The organism is Streptomyces sp. NPDC006655, from assembly GCF_040703965.1.
In the GTDB taxonomy this organism is placed as follows: Bacteria; Actinomycetota; Actinomycetes; order Streptomycetales; family Streptomycetaceae; genus Streptomyces.
This window is the reverse complement of sequence record NZ_JBEYJU010000011.1, coordinates 125,084-144,953: the sequence shown is the minus strand read 5'-3', so window position 1 is coordinate 144,953 and position 19,870 is coordinate 125,084. Positions and strand designations below refer to the sequence as shown.

17 protein-coding genes are annotated in these 19,870 nt (G+C 71.3%); 6 read left to right on the top strand and 11 right to left on the bottom strand.

Annotation, left to right across the window (positions count from 1 at the left end; genetic code table 11):
• The first annotated feature begins 186 nt into the window (after window positions 1–186).
• Window positions 187–951 carry a class I SAM-dependent methyltransferase gene (locus AB0958_RS09490; protein WP_366889770.1) on the top strand — a complete coding sequence of 255 codons (765 nt, stop codon included), beginning with the start codon at window positions 187–189 and terminating at the stop codon, window positions 949–951.
• Between the two features lie 18 nt (window positions 952–969).
• Here AB0958_RS09490 and AB0958_RS09485 read toward each other — a convergent pair whose 3' ends face one another.
• Together AB0958_RS09485 and AB0958_RS09480 are read right to left on the bottom strand one after the other, a co-directional pair.
• Window positions 970–2,271 carry an MFS transporter gene (locus AB0958_RS09485; RefSeq protein WP_366889768.1) on the bottom strand — a complete coding sequence of 434 codons (1,302 nt, stop codon included), beginning with the start codon at window positions 2,269–2,271 and terminating at the stop codon, window positions 970–972.
• On the bottom strand, window positions 2,268–2,918 hold the full coding sequence (locus AB0958_RS09480) for a GntR family transcriptional regulator (protein ID WP_132888460.1): 651 nt from the start codon (window positions 2,916–2,918) through the stop codon (window positions 2,268–2,270). Before AB0958_RS09480 ends, AB0958_RS09485 begins: the two co-directional genes overlap by 4 nt.
• Before the next feature lie 192 nt (window positions 2,919–3,110).
• Between AB0958_RS09480 and AB0958_RS09475 the strand changes: the two genes are divergently transcribed.
• Together AB0958_RS09475 and AB0958_RS09470 are read left to right on the top strand one after the other, a co-directional pair.
• Complete coding sequence (locus tag AB0958_RS09475; protein ID WP_366889767.1) at window positions 3,111–4,010, top strand: D-alanyl-D-alanine carboxypeptidase; 900 nt, start codon at window positions 3,111–3,113, stop codon at window positions 4,008–4,010.
• 169 nt (window positions 4,011–4,179) lie between these two features.
• A complete protein-coding gene (locus AB0958_RS09470) occupies window positions 4,180–5,115 on the top strand; it encodes a BRO family protein (protein WP_132888458.1) in 936 nt (311 codons plus the stop codon).
• A gap of 60 nt (window positions 5,116–5,175) precedes the next feature.
• Here the strand turns inward: AB0958_RS09470 and AB0958_RS09465 are convergent, their stop codons facing one another.
• From AB0958_RS09465 to pdhA, 3 genes are read right to left on the bottom strand one after another with little or no spacing between them, the layout of a single operon-like run.
• The gene (locus tag AB0958_RS09465) at window positions 5,176–6,627 is read right to left on the bottom strand and encodes a dihydrolipoamide acetyltransferase family protein (protein WP_366889766.1); all 1,452 of its coding nucleotides are present in this window, start codon (window positions 6,625–6,627) and stop codon (window positions 5,176–5,178) included.
• 10 nt (window positions 6,628–6,637) lie between these two features.
• Window positions 6,638–7,618: an alpha-ketoacid dehydrogenase subunit beta gene (locus tag AB0958_RS09460; RefSeq protein WP_366889765.1), complete on the bottom strand. Its 981-nt coding sequence runs from the start codon at window positions 7,616–7,618 to the stop codon at window positions 6,638–6,640.
• Between the two features lie 2 nt (window positions 7,619–7,620).
• Window positions 7,621–8,847 carry a pyruvate dehydrogenase (acetyl-transferring) E1 component subunit alpha gene (pdhA, locus tag AB0958_RS09455; RefSeq protein WP_366889764.1) on the bottom strand — a complete coding sequence of 409 codons (1,227 nt, stop codon included), beginning with the start codon at window positions 8,845–8,847 and terminating at the stop codon, window positions 7,621–7,623.
• A gap of 466 nt (window positions 8,848–9,313) precedes the next feature.
• Here pdhA and AB0958_RS09450 point away from each other — a divergent pair, with 466 nt between their 5' ends.
• Window positions 9,314–10,333 carry a phosphotransferase gene (locus AB0958_RS09450; RefSeq protein WP_366889777.1) on the top strand — a complete coding sequence of 340 codons (1,020 nt, stop codon included), beginning with the start codon at window positions 9,314–9,316 and terminating at the stop codon, window positions 10,331–10,333.
• A 108-nt stretch (window positions 10,334–10,441) separates the two neighbouring features.
• Here AB0958_RS09450 and AB0958_RS09445 read toward each other — a convergent pair whose 3' ends face one another.
• A complete protein-coding gene (locus AB0958_RS09445) occupies window positions 10,442–12,031 on the bottom strand; it encodes a protein kinase (RefSeq protein WP_366889763.1) in 1,590 nt (529 codons plus the stop codon).
• 318 nt (window positions 12,032–12,349) lie between these two features.
• On the opposite strand from AB0958_RS09445, the gene AB0958_RS09440 reads away from it, so the two are divergent.
• Window positions 12,350–13,993: a protein kinase gene (locus AB0958_RS09440; protein ID WP_366889762.1), complete on the top strand. Its 1,644-nt coding sequence runs from the start codon at window positions 12,350–12,352 to the stop codon at window positions 13,991–13,993.
• Window positions 13,994–14,055: 62 nt separating this feature from the next.
• Here the strand turns inward: AB0958_RS09440 and AB0958_RS09435 are convergent, their stop codons facing one another.
• Window positions 14,056–14,598, bottom strand: coding sequence for a bacterial proteasome activator family protein (locus AB0958_RS09435; protein WP_366889761.1), 543 nt, complete (start codon window positions 14,596–14,598; stop codon window positions 14,056–14,058).
• Between the two features lie 188 nt (window positions 14,599–14,786).
• Between AB0958_RS09435 and AB0958_RS09430 the strand changes: the two genes are divergently transcribed.
• On the top strand, window positions 14,787–15,266 hold the full coding sequence (locus tag AB0958_RS09430) for a hypothetical protein (RefSeq protein ID WP_366889759.1): 480 nt from the start codon (window positions 14,787–14,789) through the stop codon (window positions 15,264–15,266).
• Window positions 15,267–15,388: 122 nt separating this feature from the next.
• Here AB0958_RS09430 and AB0958_RS09425 read toward each other — a convergent pair whose 3' ends face one another.
• From AB0958_RS09425 to AB0958_RS09410, 4 genes are all read right to left on the bottom strand, one after another.
• Window positions 15,389–16,369: an NAD(P)H-quinone oxidoreductase gene (locus AB0958_RS09425; RefSeq protein WP_366889758.1), complete on the bottom strand. Its 981-nt coding sequence runs from the start codon at window positions 16,367–16,369 to the stop codon at window positions 15,389–15,391.
• 63 nt (window positions 16,370–16,432) lie between these two features.
• Complete coding sequence (locus tag AB0958_RS09420; protein WP_366889756.1) at window positions 16,433–17,539, bottom strand: potassium channel family protein; 1,107 nt, start codon at window positions 17,537–17,539, stop codon at window positions 16,433–16,435.
• Window positions 17,527–18,921: a molybdopterin molybdotransferase MoeA gene (locus AB0958_RS09415; protein ID WP_366889755.1), complete on the bottom strand. Its 1,395-nt coding sequence runs from the start codon at window positions 18,919–18,921 to the stop codon at window positions 17,527–17,529. The genes AB0958_RS09420 and AB0958_RS09415 overlap by 13 nt, the downstream gene beginning before the upstream one ends.
• The gene (locus AB0958_RS09410; protein ID WP_366889754.1) at window positions 18,918–19,841 is read right to left on the bottom strand and encodes an NTP transferase domain-containing protein; all 924 of its coding nucleotides are present in this window, start codon (window positions 19,839–19,841) and stop codon (window positions 18,918–18,920) included. Before AB0958_RS09410 ends, AB0958_RS09415 begins: the two co-directional genes overlap by 4 nt.
• Window positions 19,842–19,870: the final 29 nt, after the last annotated feature.

The following is a 19,870-nucleotide window of genomic DNA, read 5'->3' as shown; positions in this document are numbered from 1 at the left end:
GGACGCCAGGGAGTCGGCAGACGGACGTCGGCGAGTCGGCAGACGGACGCCAGGGAGTCGGCAGACGGACGTCGGCGAGTCGGCAGACGGACGCCAGGGAGTCGGCAGACGGACGTCGGCGAGTCGGCAGACGGACGCCGGTAATTCGCTGTCTCCCGTCGGCCGCGGACGCCTACCGTGCCCGGCATGACCGCTGCCACCGCACCGCACGACGACCTCCCGCCCCGCCTCACCCGCCTCACCTTCCACGGCCCCCTCTCGGAGACCCGCGCGACCGCGATGGTTCGGCGCCTCGCCGCCACGCACCCCGGCGGCGTGCTGGACGTCGGCTGCGGCTGGGGCGAGTTGCTGCTCCGGCTGCTGGAGGCCGTACCGGGGGCGCGGGGCGTCGGGGTGGACCTGAACGCGGCGGACCTGGAGCGGGGCCGCCGGGCCGCCGAGGCGCGGGGGCTGGCGGGCCGGGTGGAGTTCGCCCAGGAGTCCGCCGTCGGGACCGCCCGCGGCCCGGCCGACGTGGTGCTGTGCCTCGGCGCGAGCCAGGCGCTCGGCGACGATCTCGTGACCGCCCTGCGTGAGCTGCGCCGCCTGGTGGCCGACGGGGGCCGGGTCCTGCTGGGCGAGGGCTTCTGGCAGCGCGTGCCGACGGACGCCGAACTGTCCCGGATGTGGCCGGCTGCCTCGGTGACCGATCACCACGAGCTGTCGGAGCTGGTCGACCTGGCGGTCGCCGCCGGGTTCCGTCCCGAGTGGATCGAGACGGCAGGCCCGGACGAGTGGGAGGAGTTCGAGTCGGCGTACCAGGCGGACCAGGAGGTGTGGCTGGCGGCCCACCCCGGTCACCCCTCGGCGGCGGAGACCCGGGAACGCCTGGACGCCCACCGCAGGGCCTGGCTGACCTATCGAGGCGTCCTGGGCCTGGCCTACCTGACCCTGGTCCCGACGACGGCCTGACGTGCACCGTCTCCAGCATTACGCGGGCACGTGCACCGTCTCCACCCGGCTCGCCACCAACCGCTCACGCTCCCGCCGGACGGCTCGCCCCCGCAACCGCAGGATCTGGCTCACGCCCAGCGCCTGCAGCACGAACACGCACGAGAACGCCACGGTGTAGTTGTCGCCGGTCGCGTCCAGCAGCACCCCGACCGCGAACAACGTCGTCATCGAGGCCACGAAACCACCCATGTTGGTGATCCCGGACGCGGTCCCCTGCCGCTCGGGCGGGTTGGCGGGCCGCGCGAAGTCGAAGCCGATCATCGACGCGGGTCCGCACGCCCCCAGCACCGTGCACAGCACCACCAGCAGCCACATCGGCGCGTGGTCGCCGGGATACGCCAGGGTCGCCGCCCACACGAGCGCGGTCGCCCCGACCGTGCCCAGCGCCAGCGGCAGCCGCGCCGTGTGGTGCCGGGCGACGATCTGGCCGTAGACCAGTCCCACCATCATGTTGGAGAGGACGACCAGAGTCAGCAGCTCCCCGGCCGTGGCACGGGACAGCCCCTGCGCCTGCACCAGGAACGGCAGCCCCCACAGCAGCAGGAAGACCATCGCGGGGAACTGGGTGGTGAAGTGCACCCACAGACCGAGCCGGGTCCCCGGCTCCCGCCAGGACGCGGCGATCTGCCTGCGTACGTAGGCCGCTCCCTGGTGCGGGAAGGGCTCCGGCTCGTACCCCTCGGGGTGGTCCTTCAGGAACAGGAACACGAGGACGAGGACGACCGCGCCGGCCAGCGCGCTGCCCGCGAACGCCGGGGTCCAGCCCAGGCCGTGCAGCAGCCGGGCCAGCACCAGGGTGGAGACGAGGTTGCCCGCCATGCCGACCAGGCCGGCCAGCTGGGCGATCATCGGGCCGCGCCGGACCGGGAACCAGCGGGTGCCGAGCCGCAGCACGCTGATGAACGTCATCGCGTCGCCGCAGCCGAGCAGCGCGCGCGAGGCGAGCGCCGTGCCGTACGAGGGGGAGAAGGCGAAGCCGAGCTGTCCGGCGGTGAACAGCACCGCTCCGATGGTCAGCACCTTCTTCGTGCCGAGGCGGTCGACCAGCAGGCCGACGGGTATCTGCATGCCGGCGTAGACCAGCAGCTGGAGGATGGAGAAGGTGGACAGGGCCGAGGCGCCGACGTGGAAACGGTCGGCCGCGTCGAGGCCGGCGACCCCGAGGGAGGTACGGAAGATGACGGCGACGAAGTAGACCGAGACGCCTATGCCCCACACGGCGACGGCCCGGCGGCCGCCCGGGGGATCACCGGGCAACGGCGTGCCGCTGCGGCTCATCGGACCTCACCCCGCGCCAGGTGCGCGAACCAGTCGACGTGCCGGTGCACTAGGTCGACCGCACGATCGGCGTCCCCCGCGCGCAGCGCGTCCAGGATCTCCTCGTGCTCGGTGAGCGACTTGGCGATCCGGTCGGGGTGGGCGTGCATGATCGCGACGCCCATCCGCAGCTGACGGTCGCGCAGTTGGTCGTAGAGGCGGGAGAGGATCCCGTTGCCGCCGTCGCGGACGATCTCGGCGTGGAAGCAGCGGTCGGTGACGGCGGCGGCGGCCAGGTCACCGGCGGAGGCCTCGGCCTTCTGCCGGTCGAGCAGTTCCTGGAGGCGGGCCACCAACGCGGCCGACGGGGGTACGGCCTTGCGCACCGCGTGTTCCTCGACCAGCATCCGGGTCTCCACCACGTCCGCGATCTCCTGTGCGGAGACCGGCAGCACCATGGCGCCCTTCTTCGGGTAAAGCCTGATCAAACCCTCGACCTCGAGGCGCAGCAACGCCTCGCGGACCGGCGTGCGGGAGACCCCTACGGCCTCGGCCAGCTCGCCCTCGGTGAGGAGAGTGCCGCCTTCGTAGTGACGGTCCAGGACGCCTTGTTTGACATGGGAGTAGACACGGTCGGCGGCGGGGGGCTGCTTGACGGCCAGGCTCATGCCCACAGCTTAGATACAACGCGTACGCAAGGGAGTGCGTCGTCCACCATGCGGACGTGACGTACATCGCACCCAGCAACCGCACAACCATCTGTGCTACTTACGTGTCACACACATGCGGCCCCACACGCTTTGGCACCCCCAACTCGGCCGCATCACAGGGGCATTACGACTCGACTCGGGGTATTTCAGTTGATTACCGGTATTAAGGGCACCCGTCTCCGCAGGGCCGTCGCCGTCGCCGTCACGTCCGGCGCGATGCTCGCGACCGGGGCCCTCACCGCGGCACCCGCGCAGGCCGTCACCGCACCCTCGATCGTGGCCAAGGGTGGCTACGTCATGAACAACGCGAACGCCAAGACGCTGTACACGAAGCAGGCGGACACCCAACTGTCCACCGGCTCCACCACGAAGATCATGACCGCCAAGGTCGTGCTCGCGCAGTCCAACCTGAACCTGGACGCCAAGGTCACCATCCAGAAGGTGTACAGCGACTACGTCGTCGCCAACAACGCCTCCCAGGCGCACCTCATCGTCGGCGACAAGGTGACCGTCCGCCAGCTGCTCTACGGGCTGATGCTGCCCTCCGGCTGCGACGCCGCCTACGCGCTCGCCGACAAGTACGGCTCCGGCACCACCCGCGCCAAGCGTGTCGCCAACTTCATCGGCAAGATGAACACCGCCGCGAAGAGCGTGGGCGCGACGCACACCCACTTCGACTCCTTCGACGGCATCGGCAACGGCAACAACTACTCGACGCCGCGGGACCTGACGAAGATCGCCAGCAGCGCGATGAAGAACGCCACCTTCCGCACGGTCGTCAAGACGAAGAGCTACACGGCGAAGACGATCACCAAGACCGGCTCCACCCGCACCATGGCGGCCTGGACCAACACCAACACGCTGCTCAGCAGCTACAGCGGTGCGATCGGCATCAAGACCGGTTCCGGCCCGGAGGCCAAGTACTGCCTGGTCTTCGCCGCGACCCGCAACGGCAAGACGGTCATCGGCACCGTCCTCGCCTCCTCCTCGATCACCCAGCGCGCCACGGACGCCACGAAGCTCCTGAACTACGGCTTCGCGACGATCTGACCCGCTCCGCACCAAGGCCCGCCGCACCCCATGCGGCGGGCCTTTTGCCATACCCGAAAGGCACCACGCAGCAGAACTCCCGTTCTTCCCTCGCAATCGTGAACATGCAGGTATGTGACTGGCATATTCGATTTTGTCCGCCCTAGGTTCCGCAGCGGAGGTGGTTCCCATGAACGAACCCAACAAGCAAGCGAAACCCGCCGGCCGCCACGAGGCCATCGACGTCAGCGACTTCGTGTACGCGGCGACAGGATCCCGGGTGCGACGACTGACCATGCCGGACGGAACGCACTGGTTCCCGGCTGTGGACGTGTGCAAGGAGCTCGGGCACACCAACTCTCGGCAGGCTCTCGCCGATCACGTTCCCGCAGCACATCGAGAGTGTCTCGAGACCGTAACTGGAGCTTACGGTCTCAGCGTTCCCGCAGGTCGGGAGTGGCGGCGAGACATGAATCTCATCGATCTCCAAGGCCTCATCCTGCTCGTCAACGCCTGCACGAAGCCCGCTTGCGCCCCCTTCAAACAGTGGGTCGCCGAAGTGATCGAGACCGTCCAACGGGAGGGTTCCTACACTCTCGAAGAGGCCGAGGTGCAGCCCACCGAACCGGGGGCGCCGATCGCGTACGCCATGCCGGAGCAGGTGGCCGAGGCCATCGTCCGGCTCGAGGCGCACAACCTTCAGCTGGACGAGCAACTGGCGAATGGTCAGCGCGAACTGATCGAGTTGCAGAGGAGCACGCTCGCCGTGCAGCAGGCCATGGTCCGGGCCATGGAGCGGATCGCCGACCGGCTCGACGAACTCGTCCTCGAACGCCGCAAGCCCTACGGGCCGCCCGTGGCGCTACCGACCACCGAGTCCGTACTCGCCGACTGGCGAAGGCGGTTGTCCGTGACCGAGGACGTGTGGACGGTGGCCGTCGTGATCGCCCCGGTCCTCGTCGAGAAGGGTGAGCTGCGCGAGCCGCTCGAATCGATCGCCGCGCGCACCGGCCTGACGGTGCACCGCGTCAACGAGTGTCTCCGGCTGCTGCGCAAGCACGCCTGCATTCACTCGCGGGGTGGGACGGAGGAGGGGGCGCCGGTCTACGTGCTGAACCAGCTCTGAAATGCAGTGGGCGGCCGCAATCCAAACTTGCGGCCGTCCACTCTCTCAACCTATCCGGTCTCAGCCCCAGGTAATCAACCGCTTCGGCTGTTCGAGGATCGCGGCGATGTCCGCGAGGACCTTGGAGCCGAGTTCGCCGTCGACCAGGCGGTGGTCGAAGCTGAGGGCCAGGGTGGTGACCTGACGCGGCTTCACCTTGCCCTTGTGCACCCACGGCTGGAGCTTGATCGCGCCCACCGCGAGGATCGCCGCCTCGCCCGGGTTGAGGATCGGCGTGCCGGTGTCGATACCGAAGACACCGACGTTGGTGATGGTGACCGTGCCGCCCTGCATCGCGGCCGGTGACGTCCTGCCGTCCCGGGCCGTGGAGACCAGCTCACCGAGCGCCTCCGCCAGCTGTGGGAGCGTCTTCGCGTGGGCGTCCTTGATGTTCGGGACGATCAGGCCGCGCGGGGTGGCCGCGGCGATGCCCAGGTTGACGTAGTGCTTGAGCACGATCTCCTGGTTCGCCTCGTCCCAGGAGGCGTTGATGTCCGGGTTGCGCTTGATGGCGACCAGCAACGCCTTGGCGATGAGGAGGAGCGGGTTGACCCGCAGCCCCTGCATCTCCTTGTCCTGCTTCAGCTCCTCCACCAGCTTCATCGTCCGCGTCACGTCCACCGTCACGAACTCCGTGACGTGCGGGGCCGTGAACGCCGAGCCCACCATCGCCGCCGCCGTCGCCTTGCGGACGCCCTTGACGGGCACGCGGGTCTCACGAGCGGTGTCGTACGAGGTGAGGGGGGCCGCAGGTACGGCGGGTACGGCGGGAGCCGCAGGTGCCTCGGGTGCGGCCGCCGTCGTCTCGGGAGCCGCCGCCACCGCCGCGTGCACGTCCTCGCGCGTGATGACGCCGTCCGGGCCCGACGGGGTCACCGTGGCCAGGTCCACGCCCAGGTCCTTCGCCAGCTTGCGCACCGGCGGCTTGGCCAACGGGCGCGGGCGCTCCTCCGGGGCGTCGGCGGGCGCCGCGGGGGCGGGCGCGTGGGCGTGGCCGTTCAGTTCGCTCTGGACCGCGGAGCGGACCGCCGCCTCGGCGACCGTCACCTCCGGTCCCTTGCGCGGGCGGCGCTTCGTCGAGGAGGCCGCCACGCCGTAGCCGACCAGCACCGGCTGGCGGCCCTGCGGCTTCGGCTCCTCCTCCGGCGCGGATTCCGGCGCGGATTCCGGCACGGGCTCCTGCGTGGGCCCCTGCGCGGGCGCCGGGGCCCCGCCCGCCACGTCCACCGTGATGATCGCCGTGCCCACGTCCACCGTGGTGCCCTCGGCGAAGCGCAGCTCACGCACCACCCCGTCGTAGGGGATGGGCAGTTCGACGGCCGCCTTGGCCGTCTCGACCTCGCACACCACCTGACCGTCGGTCACCGTGTCACCCGGCTGGACGTACCACTTGAGGATCTCGGCCTCGGTGAGCCCCTCGCCCACGTCCGGCATCCTGAACTCGCGTACGGACGCATCCGTCATCGTCGTCACGACCCTCTCCTCAGTACGCCAGCGAGCGGTCGACGGCGTCGAGCACCCGGTCCAGGCCCGGCAGGTACTCCTCCTCCAGGCGGGCCGGCGGATAAGGGGCGTGGTAGCCCCCGACCCGGAGCACCGGGGCCTCCAGGTGGTAGAAGCAGCGCTCGGTGATCCGCGCGGCGATCTCCGCACCCGAACCGAAGAACACCGGCGCCTCGTGGACCACGACCAGCCGACGGGTCTTCTCGACCGAGGCCTGGATGGAGTCGAAGTCGAGCGGGGAGACGGACCTCAGGTCCAGGACCTCCAGGGACCTGCCCTCCTCGGCGGCCGCGTCGGCGACCTCCTGGCAGAGCTTCACCATCGGACCGTACGCGACCAACGTCAGGTCGGTGCCCTCGCGGACCGTGCGGGCCTTGTGCAGCGGGCCCGGGATGGCCTCCGGGTCCACCTCGCCCTTGTCCCAGTAACGCCGCTTGGGCTCGAAGAAGATCACCGGATCGTCGCTCTGAATGGCCTGCTGCATCATCCAGTAGGCATCCGAGGAGTTGGCCGGAGAGACGATCTTCAGGCCCGCCACGTGCGCGAACAGCGCCTCGGGGGACTCGGAGTGGTGCTCCACCGCGCCGATGCCACCGCCGTACGGGATCCGGACGACCACCGGCATCTTGACCTTGCCCAGCGAACGCGCATGCATCTTCGCGAGCTGGGTGACGATCTGGTCGTAGGCCGGGAAGACGAAACCGTCGAACTGGATCTCCACCACCGGCCGGTAACCGCGCAGCGCGAGACCGATCGCGGTGCCGACGATCCCGGACTCCGCGAGCGGGGTGTCGATGACGCGGCTCTCGCCGAAGTCCTTCTGGAGACCGTCGGTGACCCGGAAGACACCGCCGAGCTTGCCGACGTCCTCACCCATCACCAACACCTTGGGGTCCGCGTCCAGCGCGCGGCGCAGCGACTCGTTGATCGCCCTGGCCAGAGCCATCTTCTCCGCTGCCATGGTCAGACCCCCTCCACATCTGCGAACGACGCCTGGTAGGCGGCGAACTGTGCCCGCTCCTCGTCGACGAGCGCGTGCCCGTCGGCGTACACGTTCTCGAAGACGGCGAAGTGGTCCGGGTCCGGCATGGCCCGCACCGCTTCGCGCACCCGCCTGCCCAACGCCTCGGACTCGGTCTCCAGTTCCGCGAAGAATCCCTCGTCCGTGTGGTGTGAGGCCTCCAGGTACCGGCGCAGGCGCAGGATCGGGTCCTTCGCCTCCCACGCCTCACGCTCCTCGTCCGCCCGGTACTTGGTCGGGTCGTCGGACGTGGTGTGGGCGCCCATCCGGTAGGTGTACGCCTCCACCAGCGTCGGGCCCTCGCCGCTGCGGGCGCGCTCCAGCGCCCACTTGGTCACCGCGAGACAGGCCAGCACGTCGTTGCCGTCCACCCGCACACCCGGGAAGCCGAAGCCCTGCGCACGCTGGTAGAGCGGCACCCGGGTCTGCTTCTCGGTCGGCTCCGAGATCGCCCACTGGTTGTTCTGGCAGAAGAACACCACCGGAGCGTTGTAGACCGCGGAGAAGGTGAACGATTCGGCGACGTCACCCTGGCTTGACGCGCCGTCGCCGAAGTAGGCGATCACCGCGCTGTCCGCGCCGTCCTTGGCGACCCCCATCGCATAGCCCGTCGCGTGCAGCGTCTGCGAGCCGATGACGATCGTGTAGAGGTGGAAGTTGTTGGTGTTGGGGTCCCAGCCGCCGTGGTTGACGCCGCGGAACATGCCCAGCAGGTTGGTCGGGTCGACCCCGCGGCACCAGGCGACGCCGTGCTCGCGGTAGGTCGGGAAGACGTAGTCGTCCTCGCGGGTGGCGCGTCCGGAGCCGATCTGGGCGGCCTCCTGGCCGAGCAGGGAGGCCCACAGGCCCAGCTCGCCCTGCCGCTGCAAGGCGGTGGCCTCGGCGTCGAAACGACGCGTGAGCACCATGTCGCGGTACAGGCCGCGCAGCTCGTCGGGGGTGATCCCGGCGACGTAGGGGTCGTACTCGGCGTTCTTGACCCGCTTGCCCTCGGGGGTCAGCAGCTGCACGAGTTCGGGCTCGGCACTCTTCTTCGTCGTGGTGCGAGTAGTGGTGCGAGTGGTGGTGCGGCTGGTGGTGCGCTTGGTGCCGGTCTTGCTGCCGGTGGTACCGGCCTTGCCTGCGGCGCTGCGTCGCGGTGTGCCCGCGGCACTGCTGTCCACGCTCACGTGTGCTCCTCCGTCGGTCCGGCCCCCGGGGTTGCCGGGTGAACCAGTGCGGCTCACCTGCTTCCGACACCCGTGGCACGGGGTGGGTGCCACTCGGCCGGGAACAGGCGTGACAGGTGCCCCGGCGAGCGCCCTGCAACAAGCACGTTACCCAGTGCTCCACATTTCTGTGAAACCCCTCCTGACCTGCGTTTTTGCTTGGAAATCCAAGTAATTTCCCCTGGGGATCCCCAGGAGATCGACGCGGGCCGGAAGCTAGCTGGTCAGAGCCTTGCAGGACGCCGGAGCAACGGCACGTTATCTCGCGGGACCAGGTGACGGGAAGAACGCTTCGCACCCGAGTTCGTCACGGTCCACCCTGTGACCGAATGCGACCAACAGCGACTGTCTGCAACTATCCCCAGCTCAAGGCCACATCCGGTGCCCTAGCATCTGCCGCGTGCCGCGCTCATTCGTACCACCCCTCGTGCCCCATGCGCCCCCTCTGAGCACCTTGCTCCGGCTTTACGCCGCCGGTTCCGCACTCGCCTGCGAGCCCGTGGAACAAGGTCTCCTCAACCGCGGCTACCGCCTCTGCACCACCCGCGGCAGCTACTTCCTCAAGCACCACTTCGATCCGGACACCGCCGACCCCACCGCCATCGAGCGCCGCCATCTGGCCACCCAGCGCCTCGCCGCCGTCGGCGTCCCGGTCGCCCCGCCCCTGGCCCACCGCGACGGCCGGACGGTCGCGGTCGTCGGCGGGCACGCCTACGCCCTGCACCCCTGGATCGACGGCAGGCACCGGCACGGCGGACAGCTCACGCGCGGGGAGTGCACGCGGCTCGGCGCGCTGCTCGGGGCCGTGCACGCCTGCCTGGAACACGTGATGCCGCCCAAGGGGCGCACCCGCCCGGCCGCCGGTCCCCACCCCGTGGAGAGCGCCGACCCGGCCGACACCTTCGCGCTCATCGACGACCTGCTCACCCGGGTCAGCCGCCACCGCCCGGCCGACGCCTTCGACGAACTCGCCCGCCACCGGCTCCTGGAGCGCCGGGCACTCCTGGAGCAGCACGCCGGCCGGCGCCCGCCGCGTGGCGGCCCGGTGGGCTGGGTGCACGGCGACTTCCACCCGTTCAACCTGCTGTACAAGGACGACGACGCCCCCGCCGCGATCGTCGACTGGGACCGGCTCGGGGTGCAGCCGCGCGCGGAGGAGGCGGTACGCGCCGCCGTGATCTTCTTCGTCCGCCCGGCGGGCGCGCTCGACCTGCGCAAGGTCCGCGCGTACGCGCGCGCGTACCGGCGCGCGGCCGGGGCCACGCCCTCGGAGCTGGCGGCGGCCGTGCGCCGGGTGTGGTGGGAACGGCTCAACGACTTCTGGATGCTGCGCTGGCACTACGAGCGCGGCGACACCCGCGCGGACTCCCAGTTCCCCGCCGCCTCGGCCCTCGCCGTGTGGTGGACCGCGGAGTACGAAGCGGTGTGCGACGCGTTCGTGGCGTGACGCCGGCCGGTACGGCGAAGGCGCCCTCCCGGTGACGGGAGGGCGCCTTCGCCGTGCCTTGTCGTGCCTCGTCACACCTTCTCAGTCACCGAAGGGTGTGGGTGTCCTTCAACCGCCGCCGCCCAGGCCGGAGCCGGAGATGGTGCCCTGGTCGGTCCCGCCGGCGTCCGTGCCCGTCGTGTCGGAGGGCTGAGAGTCCGGCGAGCTCGCCGTGTCGGTCGGCTGCGAGGCGCTGGCCGTCTCGCTCGGCTGGCTGCTCGGCTCGCTGCTCTGCTGCTGGGACTGGCTGTACGACGGGGTCGGCGACTTCGTGTACCCGTGGTGGTTGCCGCTGCCCGAACCGCTCGTGCCGGTCCCCGTGTCCGAGGACGTGGCGCTGGTCTCGTCGGTGGGGCTGGAGCTGGGCGTCTCGTCCTTGGTGGTCTGCGAGGCGCTCGGGGACGTCGACGGCCCCGAGCCGCCACCGTCACCGCCGCCACCGCCGTTGTTCAGCGCCAGCGCGACGCCCGCCGCGATGGCGATCACCGCGAGGACGGCCAGGATCCAGAGCTTGCCGCGGCCGCTGCCCTGGTTGCCGTGCCCCTCGAAGCCACCGTCGTCGCCGCCCCCGTAGCCGGAGGGCAGGATCGGCTGCGGGATCTGGGTGGTCCCGGAGGCCGCCGTCGGGTGCGGCATCACGGTCGTACCGGCGAACCCGGAGGCCGGGGTGTGCCGGCCGTCGTGCACGGTGACCGGGCCGGTGTTCCAGGTGCCGGTGTGGCCGCCCTGGTCGTACAGCATCTGGAGGCCGTACTGGACCAGGCCGCGCATCTCCTCGGCGGTCTGGAAACGGTCGTCGGGCTCCTTGGCGAGCGAGCGCATGACCAGGCCGTCCAGCTCCGGCGGGGCCGCTCCCTCGGAGGTCTGGGACGGCGGCACCGGGATGTCCTGGACGTGCTGGTAGACCACCGACAGCGGGGTCTCCCCGATGAACGGCGGCCGCAGCGCGAGGAGTTCGTAGAGCAGACAGCCGGTGGCGTACAGGTCGGAGCGGTGGTCGACGGCCTTGCCGAGCGCCTGCTCCGGGGACAGGTACTGGGGGGTGCCCATGACCATGCCGGTCTGCGTCATCGTCGTGGACGCGCCGTGCAGGGCGCGCGCGATGCCGAAGTCCATCACCTTGACGGAGCCGGTCTGGGTGATGATGACGTTGGCCGGCTTGATGTCGCGGTGCACGATGCCGTGCTGGTGCGAGTAGGCCAGCGCCTCCAGCACCCCGGAGACGATGATCAGGGCCTGCTCGGGGCCGGGCGCCTCCGAGTTGATCAGCAGGTCGCGGATGGTGTGGCCCTCGACCAGTTCCATCACGATGTACGGCACCGACTGGCCGCCGACGACGTCCTCGCCCGAGTCGTACACCGCCACGATGGCATGGTGGTTGAGGCCCGCGACCGACTGTGCCTCGCGGGTGAACCGGGCCTTGGAGACCGGGTCCTCCGCCAGGTCGGCGCGGAGCAGCTTGACGGCCACGGTGCGGCCGAGCCGTACGTCCTCGGCCGCGAACACCTCGGCCATGCCGCCCCGGCCGAGACGGTGGGTCAGCCGGTACCGGCCGTCGCCGACCAGGCCCTGGTTGCCCCACATCTCCGGCGCGTCTGACATGCCGCCGCCAGTCGCCTCGGGGTCGGACGGGCCCTGGGCGCTGTGCGTCTGTGCCATCGGTCCTCGCCGTCGTTTCTGCCCGCGGTGCGCGCGGTGTTGTCACGGTCTCCGTCGGCCACGCTACAGCCTCCGGGCAACCCGCAGGTCCGGGATCCGGCCCGTGGACGGACCGGCCATGAAACCCGCACCCCTCGCCGTCGTGCAAATTCTGTGTACCGGGCGTACGGCCGCTGTAACGCTTGCGCGACTCTTCCTTCGCGTACGGTCACGGAACGGGCACCGCGCTTGACGTGTCAGTGCCCTGGGGCAGACTTGGCCGGGAATGGGACATTCGATCAACAAGGGTGCCTGAGGGGCCGACGGGGGACGGGGAAAATGAGCCACGACGGCGCACACGGCCGTTACACGGGGCGGGCTCTGGCCGGTGGCCGCTACCAGCTGCGCGACCTGCTCGGCGAGGGCGGCATGGCCTCCGTGCACCTGGCCTACGACACGGTCCTGGACCGCCAGGTCGCGATCAAGACCCTGCACACCGAACTCGGCCGGGAACAGGCCTTCCGCGAGCGCTTCCGCCGCGAGGCCCAGGCAGTGGCCAAGCTCACGCACACCAACATCGTCTCCGTGTTCGACACCGGCGAGGACGCGCTCGACGGCGCCACGATGCCGTACATCGTCATGGAGTACGTCGAGGGCCGCCCGCTCGGCTCGGTGCTCGACGAGGACGTACGGCAGTTCGGCGCGATGCCCGCCGACAAAGCGCTGAAGATCACCGCCGATGTGCTGGCCGCGCTGGAGATCAGTCACGAGATGGGGCTGGTCCACCGCGACATCAAGCCGGGCAACGTGATGATGACCAAGCGCGGGGTCGTCAAGGTGATGGACTTCGGGATCGCCCGTGCCATGCAGTCCGGGGTCACCTCGATGACCCAGACCGGCATGGTCGTCGGCACCCCGCAGTACCTCTCCCCCGAGCAGGCGCTGGGCCGTGGCGTGGACGCCCGCTCCGACCTCTACTCGGTCGGCATCATGCTGTTCCAGCTGGTCACCGGGCGACTGCCGTTCGACGCGGACTCCCCGCTCGCGATCGCCTACGCGCATGTCCAGGAGGAGCCGGTCGCCCCCTCCTCGATCAACCGTTCGCTTCCGCCGGCCGTGGACGCGCTGGTGGCCCGGGCGCTGAAGAAGAACCCGAACGAACGATTCCCGACCTCCGAGTCCATGCGCGACGAGTGCCTGCGGGTGGCCGCCTCGCTCCAGCCCGCGGCGCCGAGCATCGTGCCGGGCGTCCCCCGGGCGCAGAGCGGCTCCGGGGTCGGCTCCGCGGTGTTCCCGCCCGTCGACCAGGCCACGCCCGCGGCGTCCGGACCGGTGCAGACCCCGTACCAGCCGGCACCGGCACCCAACCCGTACGGCACTCCGGCGCCGGCGCCGTCACCCGCCTACGGCTACCCGCAGCAGGCCGGCTACCAGACCCCGGCCGGGTACGGCCGGCCGGCGCCGCCCAGCCCGCCGTACACCACCCCCGGGACCGTCTCCACCGGGGTGGGGGGCGGTGGCGGCGGGAAGGGCAGCCGGCCGGTGGTCATCGGGTCGGTCGCGGTCTCTCTGATCGCGGTGATCGGACTGGTCGTCGCGCTTTCGCTGCACAACAGCGGCGGCGGAGACGACAACGGCGGCGGCGGTGGCAGCAGCGCGAGCGCCTCGGCCTCGCACGCCTCGGGCTACCGCGGACCCGACACCTCGAAGACCGTCGAGACGACCGAGTGCACCGAGCCCGAGGAGTCCTACAACGACCCGAAGAAGGTGCGGGTCCCGGACTTCAAGTTCAAGTACATCAAGTCGGTCAAGGCCTGTTTCCAGGCCGCCGGATGGCAGCTGAAGATCACGAACGTCGACGAGAACACGTTCGGCGACGGCACCGTCATGGACCAGTTCCCGTCCTCCGGCACGGACGTCGACCCGAAGGACATGCCGACCATCGAGCTGAAGGTGTCCACCGGCAACCCGGCCACCGGCTGAGGCACGAGGACGTAAGAAGGGCCCGGCGCTCGCACACCGGGCCCTTTCGACCGCTACGAGATCTACAGGTACGGCCCGCCGGTGCGGCCGGCCTGGCCGTGTTCGTCGCCCTCGTGGCCGGCGACGCCCGGCGGCAGCGCGCGGCGCATCTGCTCCAGCTGGGCGCGGGCGGCCATCTGCTGGGCGAACAAGGTCGTCTGAATACCGTGGAACAGCCCCTCCAGCCAGCCCACCAGCTGCGCCTGCGCGATGCGCAGTTCCGCGTCTGACGGGGTCGAGTTGTCGGTGAACGGCAGCGAGAGCCGCTCCAGCTCCTCCACCAGCTCCGGCGCGAGCCCGTCCTCCAGCTCCTTCACGGAACTGGCGTGGATCTCCTTGAGCCGGACCCGGCTGGCCTCGTCGAGGGGAGCGGCGCGCACCTCTTCCAGAAGCTGCTTGATCATGCTGCCGATCCGCATGACCTTGGCGGGCTGTTCCACCATCTCCGTCACCGGGATCTCTCGGGAGTCCTCGTCCCCGTTGCCGCCGCCAAGAGCCATTCCGTCCTGGCCCACGACCAGGATCTGCGGGTTCTCGGTCGACCGTTCGTTCCTCGGCATCTCCATGCCGCCATTCTCTCGCACCCGTACACCTCACCACCGTGGTGCCCCCCTATGGAGCTGATCCACCTTTCGGATCGCGCCCGGACCGGCCGTAGACCCATCGGGCGAACCAGAAATGCCCGGTTTGCCACTCAATGTGAGGCTGGTGGGCGTCGGCCCTGACGACGACCGTGCTCCAGGAGGTCACCGACGTGACTCCAAGGCTGCGAACCGCCTTCGGCGGTCTTCTGCTGCTCCTCCTCGCGACGGTCCTGCTGCCGTCCGGCACGGCCGTCGCCCACGGCCACGGACCGGGGCCCTCCGACTCCGCCACCGCCTCGGCCACCCCCCGGCCGTCCCTGGCCGGGACCGTGGCCGGTGAGGGCCGGACGCGGCCGGGACGGCACCGGGGACCGGCGGTGACGGTGATGGGCGACGACGACCCCGACGACCCCGACGACGAGGCGGAGGACGGCGCCGAGAGCCAGGCCGCCACGGCCGCGCAGCCGCCCCGGGACGCCGCCGTGAACCCGACCGCGCCCCAGCCGCCACCCGTCCACCAGGCCATCGCCCCCGGCCAGGACGGCGAGACCGAGCCCGTCCTGGACATCCTGCCGCTGGGCAGCGGACTGGTCCTGATCGGCCTCGGACTCGGCCTCGCCTTCATCGGACTGCGAGTGCGCCGCGGCTAGCGGGATTCCCCGGCCGGACCAGGGCGACTCCGCGGCCGGACCAGGCCGATTCCGCGGCCGGACCAGGGCGTTTTCCCCAGCCGCCGCCGGGCGGTTTCTCTAGCCGCCGCCGGGCGGTTTCCCTAGCCGGTGACCAGCAGGACCTTGCCGATGTGGTCGCTGGCCTCCACCACCCGGTGCGCCTGCGCCGCCTCGGCCATCGGCAGCTCCCGGTCGACGACCGGACGGACATGGCCCTGAGCGATCAACGGCCAGACGTGCTCACGCACCGCCGCGACGATCGCCGCCTTCTCCGCGAGCGGCCGGGCGCGCAGCGAGGTCGCGCTGATCGCGGCCCGCTTGGCGAGCAGCGCGCCGATGTTCAGCTCGCCCTTGACACCGCCCTGCATGCCGATGATCGCGAGCCGCCCGTTGACCGCGAGGGCCTGCACGTTCCGGTCCAGGTACTTGGCGCCCATGTTGTCGAGGATGACGTCGGCGCCCGCCCCGTCGGTGGCCGCCTTCACCTCCTCGACGAAGTCCTGTTCGCGGTAGTTGACGAGGACTTCTGCGCCGAGCTCGGCGCAGAAGTCCAGCTTCTCCTTCGTCCCCGCGGTGACCGCGACCTTGGCTCCGACCGCCTTGCCCAGCTGGATCGCCATGGTGCCGATGCCGCTGGAGCCACCGTGCACGAGCAGCGTCTCGCCCGGGCGCAGATGGGCGATCATGAAGACGTTCGACCAGACCGTGCTGACCACCTCGGGCAGCGCGGCGGCCCACCGGAGGTCCACACCCTCGGGCACCGGCAGCAGCTGACCGGCCGGGACGGCGACCCGCTCCGCGTAGCCGCCGCCCGCGAGCAGTGCGCACACCTCGTCGCCGACCGACCAGCCGGAGACGTTCGGGCCGAGCGCGGCGATCCGCCCGGAACACTCCAGGCCGGGATAGGAGGAAGCACCAGGCGGGGGATCGTAGTAGCCCTGTCGTTGCATGATGTCGGCGCGGTTGACGGCGCTGGCCACCACCTCGACCAGTACTTCGCCCTCGCCGGGCACGGGGTCGGGGACCTCGTCCCACACCAGCGCCTCGGGTCCACCGGGTTCGGGAATCGTGATCGCATGCATGTCCGCGACGCTACTCCTCGCCTGCCCGGACCCCGACGGCGGCGGTACCGGCCACTCGCCCGGTCAGGCGCGGGGCAGCGGCCGTATGTCCGGTGCGACCCGGCTGCCCGGGGAGGCCCGGACGATGGTGATGAGGCGGTCCGTCAGCTGGATGGTGCCGACGGCCGGGTCGTCGTAGCCGAGCACCCGGTGGCCGCGCAGGACGCTGACCACCAGGTCGGCCGTCTCGCGCGGGGTCTTGCCGACCTCGGCCTTGACCGCCGGGCGCTCGATCAGGTCCAGGCCGCTGCCCTGCTGGATGAGGTCCTCCATGACCATGCCCGCGGCGGGGCTGAGCACGGACAGGCCGAGCAGCCGGCCGGCCGCGCTGGCGCTGGTGATGACGGCGTCGGCCCCGGACTGCTTGAGCAGCGGCGCGTTCTCCTCCTCGCGGACCGCCGCCACGATCTTCGCGCCCCGGTTGAGCTGCCGGGCGGTCAGGGTGACCAGGACGGCGGTGTCGTCGCGCTGGGTGGCGATGATGATCTGCCGGGCCCGCTGCACCTCGGCCCGCTTGAGCACCTCGCTGCGGGTCGCGTCCCCGACGACCCCCGCGTAGCCCTCGGCGGTGGCCGCGTCGATCACCTTGGAGCTGGGGTCGACCACGACGACCTGTTCCGCCCTCAGCCCCGTCGCGCAGACGGTCTGGATCGCCGAACGTCCCTTCGTGCCGAAGCCGACGACGACGGTGTGATCGCGCAAGGCGGACCTCCAGCGGTTCAGGCGGAATTCCTCCCGGGTGCGTTCGGTGAGGACTTCGAGCGTGGTGCCGACCAGGATGATGAGGAACAGCACGCGCAGGGGCGTGATGACGAAGATGTTGATGAGCCGGGCGCCGTCACTGACGGGCGTGATGTCGCCGTAGCCGGTGGTGGAGAGGGTGACGGTCGCGTAGTAGAAGGCGTCGAGCAGGTCCACCGAGCTGTCCGAGGTGTCGTTGTAGCCGTCGCGGTCGGCGTAGACGATCAACGCGGTGGCGATCAGCACGAGCAGGGCCATGGCCAGCCGCTTGGCGACCTGGCGGATCGGGCGCTCCACCACTTTCGTCGGGAGTTTCACCCGATGGGTCACCAGGTGTTCGTCCGCCTGGCGGGCGATGGCGTCATGGCCGGGAAGTTTCACGTGAAACACACCCCGATACCGGCGGCCGCCCACGGCAGGTCGAGCAGTTCCGTCTCCGCCCCCTGCTGGGCTCCGCCCGGCGGTACGACCGCGAGCGCGTCGGCCGCGGCGATACCGCGCAGCATGGCCGGACCGTTGTAGTGCAGGGGGATCGCGGCGTCACCGCGCAGCACCACCGGGATCAGCCGGGTGTCGTACGGGTGTCCGTGCACCGTTTCCGCCAGGGGCAGCGCGTACGGCTCGGGCGCCGGGTGGGCGGCGAGGGTGCGCAGCAGCGGTTCGGCGAGGGTGAGCAGGCCGGAGACGGCGGCGAGGGGGTTGCCGGGCAGGCCGACGAGATGCTGGTTCTCCTTGAGGCGGGCCAGCAGCATGGGGTGGCCGGGGCGCACCGTGACGCCGTCGACGAGGAGTTCGGCCCCGACCCGGTCCAGCGTGGGGTGCACGTGGTCGACCGGGCCGGAGGCGGTGCCGCCCGTGGTGACGATCAGATCGGCCGTCGAGGAGGTGATCGCCTTGCGCAGGGCCCTGGCGTCGTCACCGAGCCGGCGCACGGCGGTCACCTCGGCGCCGAGGGCGCGCAGCCAGGGCGGCAGCATCGGGCCGAGCGCGTCCCGGATGAGCCCCTCGCTCGGCAGCCCTTCGGTGAGCAACTCGTCGCCCAGGATCAGGACTTCGGCGCGGGGGCGCGGGACGGCGGTGACGGTGTCGTAGCCGGCCGCCGCGGCGAGTCCGAGGACGGCGGGGGTGACCAGGGTGCCGACGGGCAGCAACTGGTCGCCGCTGCGACACTCCTGGCCGCGCGGGCGGATGTCCTGGCCGTGGACCGTGTCGCGGGTGGCGTGCAGCCTGCCCTGGGCGTCGGTACGGCCGTGCTCGCTGCGGAGCACCGCGGTGGTGTCCGCCGGGACCCGGGCGCCGGTGGCGATGCGGACCGCCTCGCCGTCGGTGAGCGGCTCGGGCTGTCCGTGTCCGGCCAGCACCCCCTCGTCGCGTACGTCCCAGGGGCCCGGGCCCGCCACCGCCCAGCCGTCCATCGCGGAGGTGTCGAAGGAGGGCAGGTCCGCCAGCGCGTCCAGCGGGGCGGCCAGGGCCAGGCCGAGGGCGTCGGCCAGCGGGACGGAGAGGGGGGCTCGGCGAGCGCCGGACCGGGCGGCGCGGGCGGCGATCTCGCGGGCCTGGAGCCAGGGGGTGGCGCGGTGGCGGTGGGCCGAGGGGGCGCCGTGGGCGGCCGGGCCGTGGCGGTGCTCGTCCTGGGCGGCTGCGGAGACCGCGTCACGCCCGGGCTCCCGGGGTTCTCGGGGCTCTCTCACGAGGGCGAGCGCCTCCTCGACGTCGAGATCGTCGTCGGTGTCCCTGACGGGCGCACCTGCCCCTGCCCCGGGGGCGGTCATCGGCCGGGCCCGGGGGCGGGGGGTTCGGAGCCGGGGGCGCCGCTGGGCGGGGTGTCCGGGGCCGGGTCGCCGGGGGTGTTCGTCTCTTCCGCCCAGCGCAGTGCCAGGGCGGCGGCCTTGTGGGCGGCCTCGGCGACCGCCTCGGGGCCGCCCTTGCCCTGCGCGGCCGCGTAACCGACCAGGAACGTGGTCAGCGGGGCGGCCGGCCTGGCCACTCCGTGCGCGGCGTCCCGGGCCACGTCGAGCAGCAGGCGGAAGTCGACGTCCAGGTCGATGCCCAGCTCGTCCTTGACTGCGGAGATCCATTCATCCAACACGTGCTCATGCTCCCTGATGCGTGCCCTGGCGTCGGCGATGTCGTCCCAGGTGTCGCAGTCGAAGGACGCGCGGGGGTCCGGGACGCGGGTGAGGTCCAGTGCGGCGGTCAGGCGCCGCAGGGGGAGGCCGGTGAGGCCCTGCTCGTCCCCGGCGAGGGCCGACAGGGCGTGCCTCAGCGCCGTCGTGCGGTAGGCCGCCACCAGGGGCTGGTCCCTGCCGTCGGCGTCGGTGAGCAGCGCGGCGTCGGCGCTGGAGGCGCTGAGTACCGACAACAGCCGGGCCACGGTGGCCTCTTCGAGGAACGGCAGGTCGGCCGAGAGCACGACCGCGTAGGCGGCGGTGCTGTGGCGCAGGCCGGCGCCGAGGGCGGCGACCGGGCCGCCGCCCGGGGGGTCCTCGCGGGTCCAGCGGACCGGCCGGGAGGTGGCGCGGGGGTCCGCCACGACGACGGTCTGCTCGGCACCCGCGCAGGCCGCCAGGACGCGGTCCAGGAGGGGGCGTCCGCCCACCCGCACGGCGGGCTTGTCGGCTCCGCCGAGCCGCCGGGCGGCGCCACCGGCGAGCACGATCGCGTCGAAGGGGGGTGTGTCGGTGGCGGTCACCTTTCGAGTATGGGGGGCCGTGTGATCAC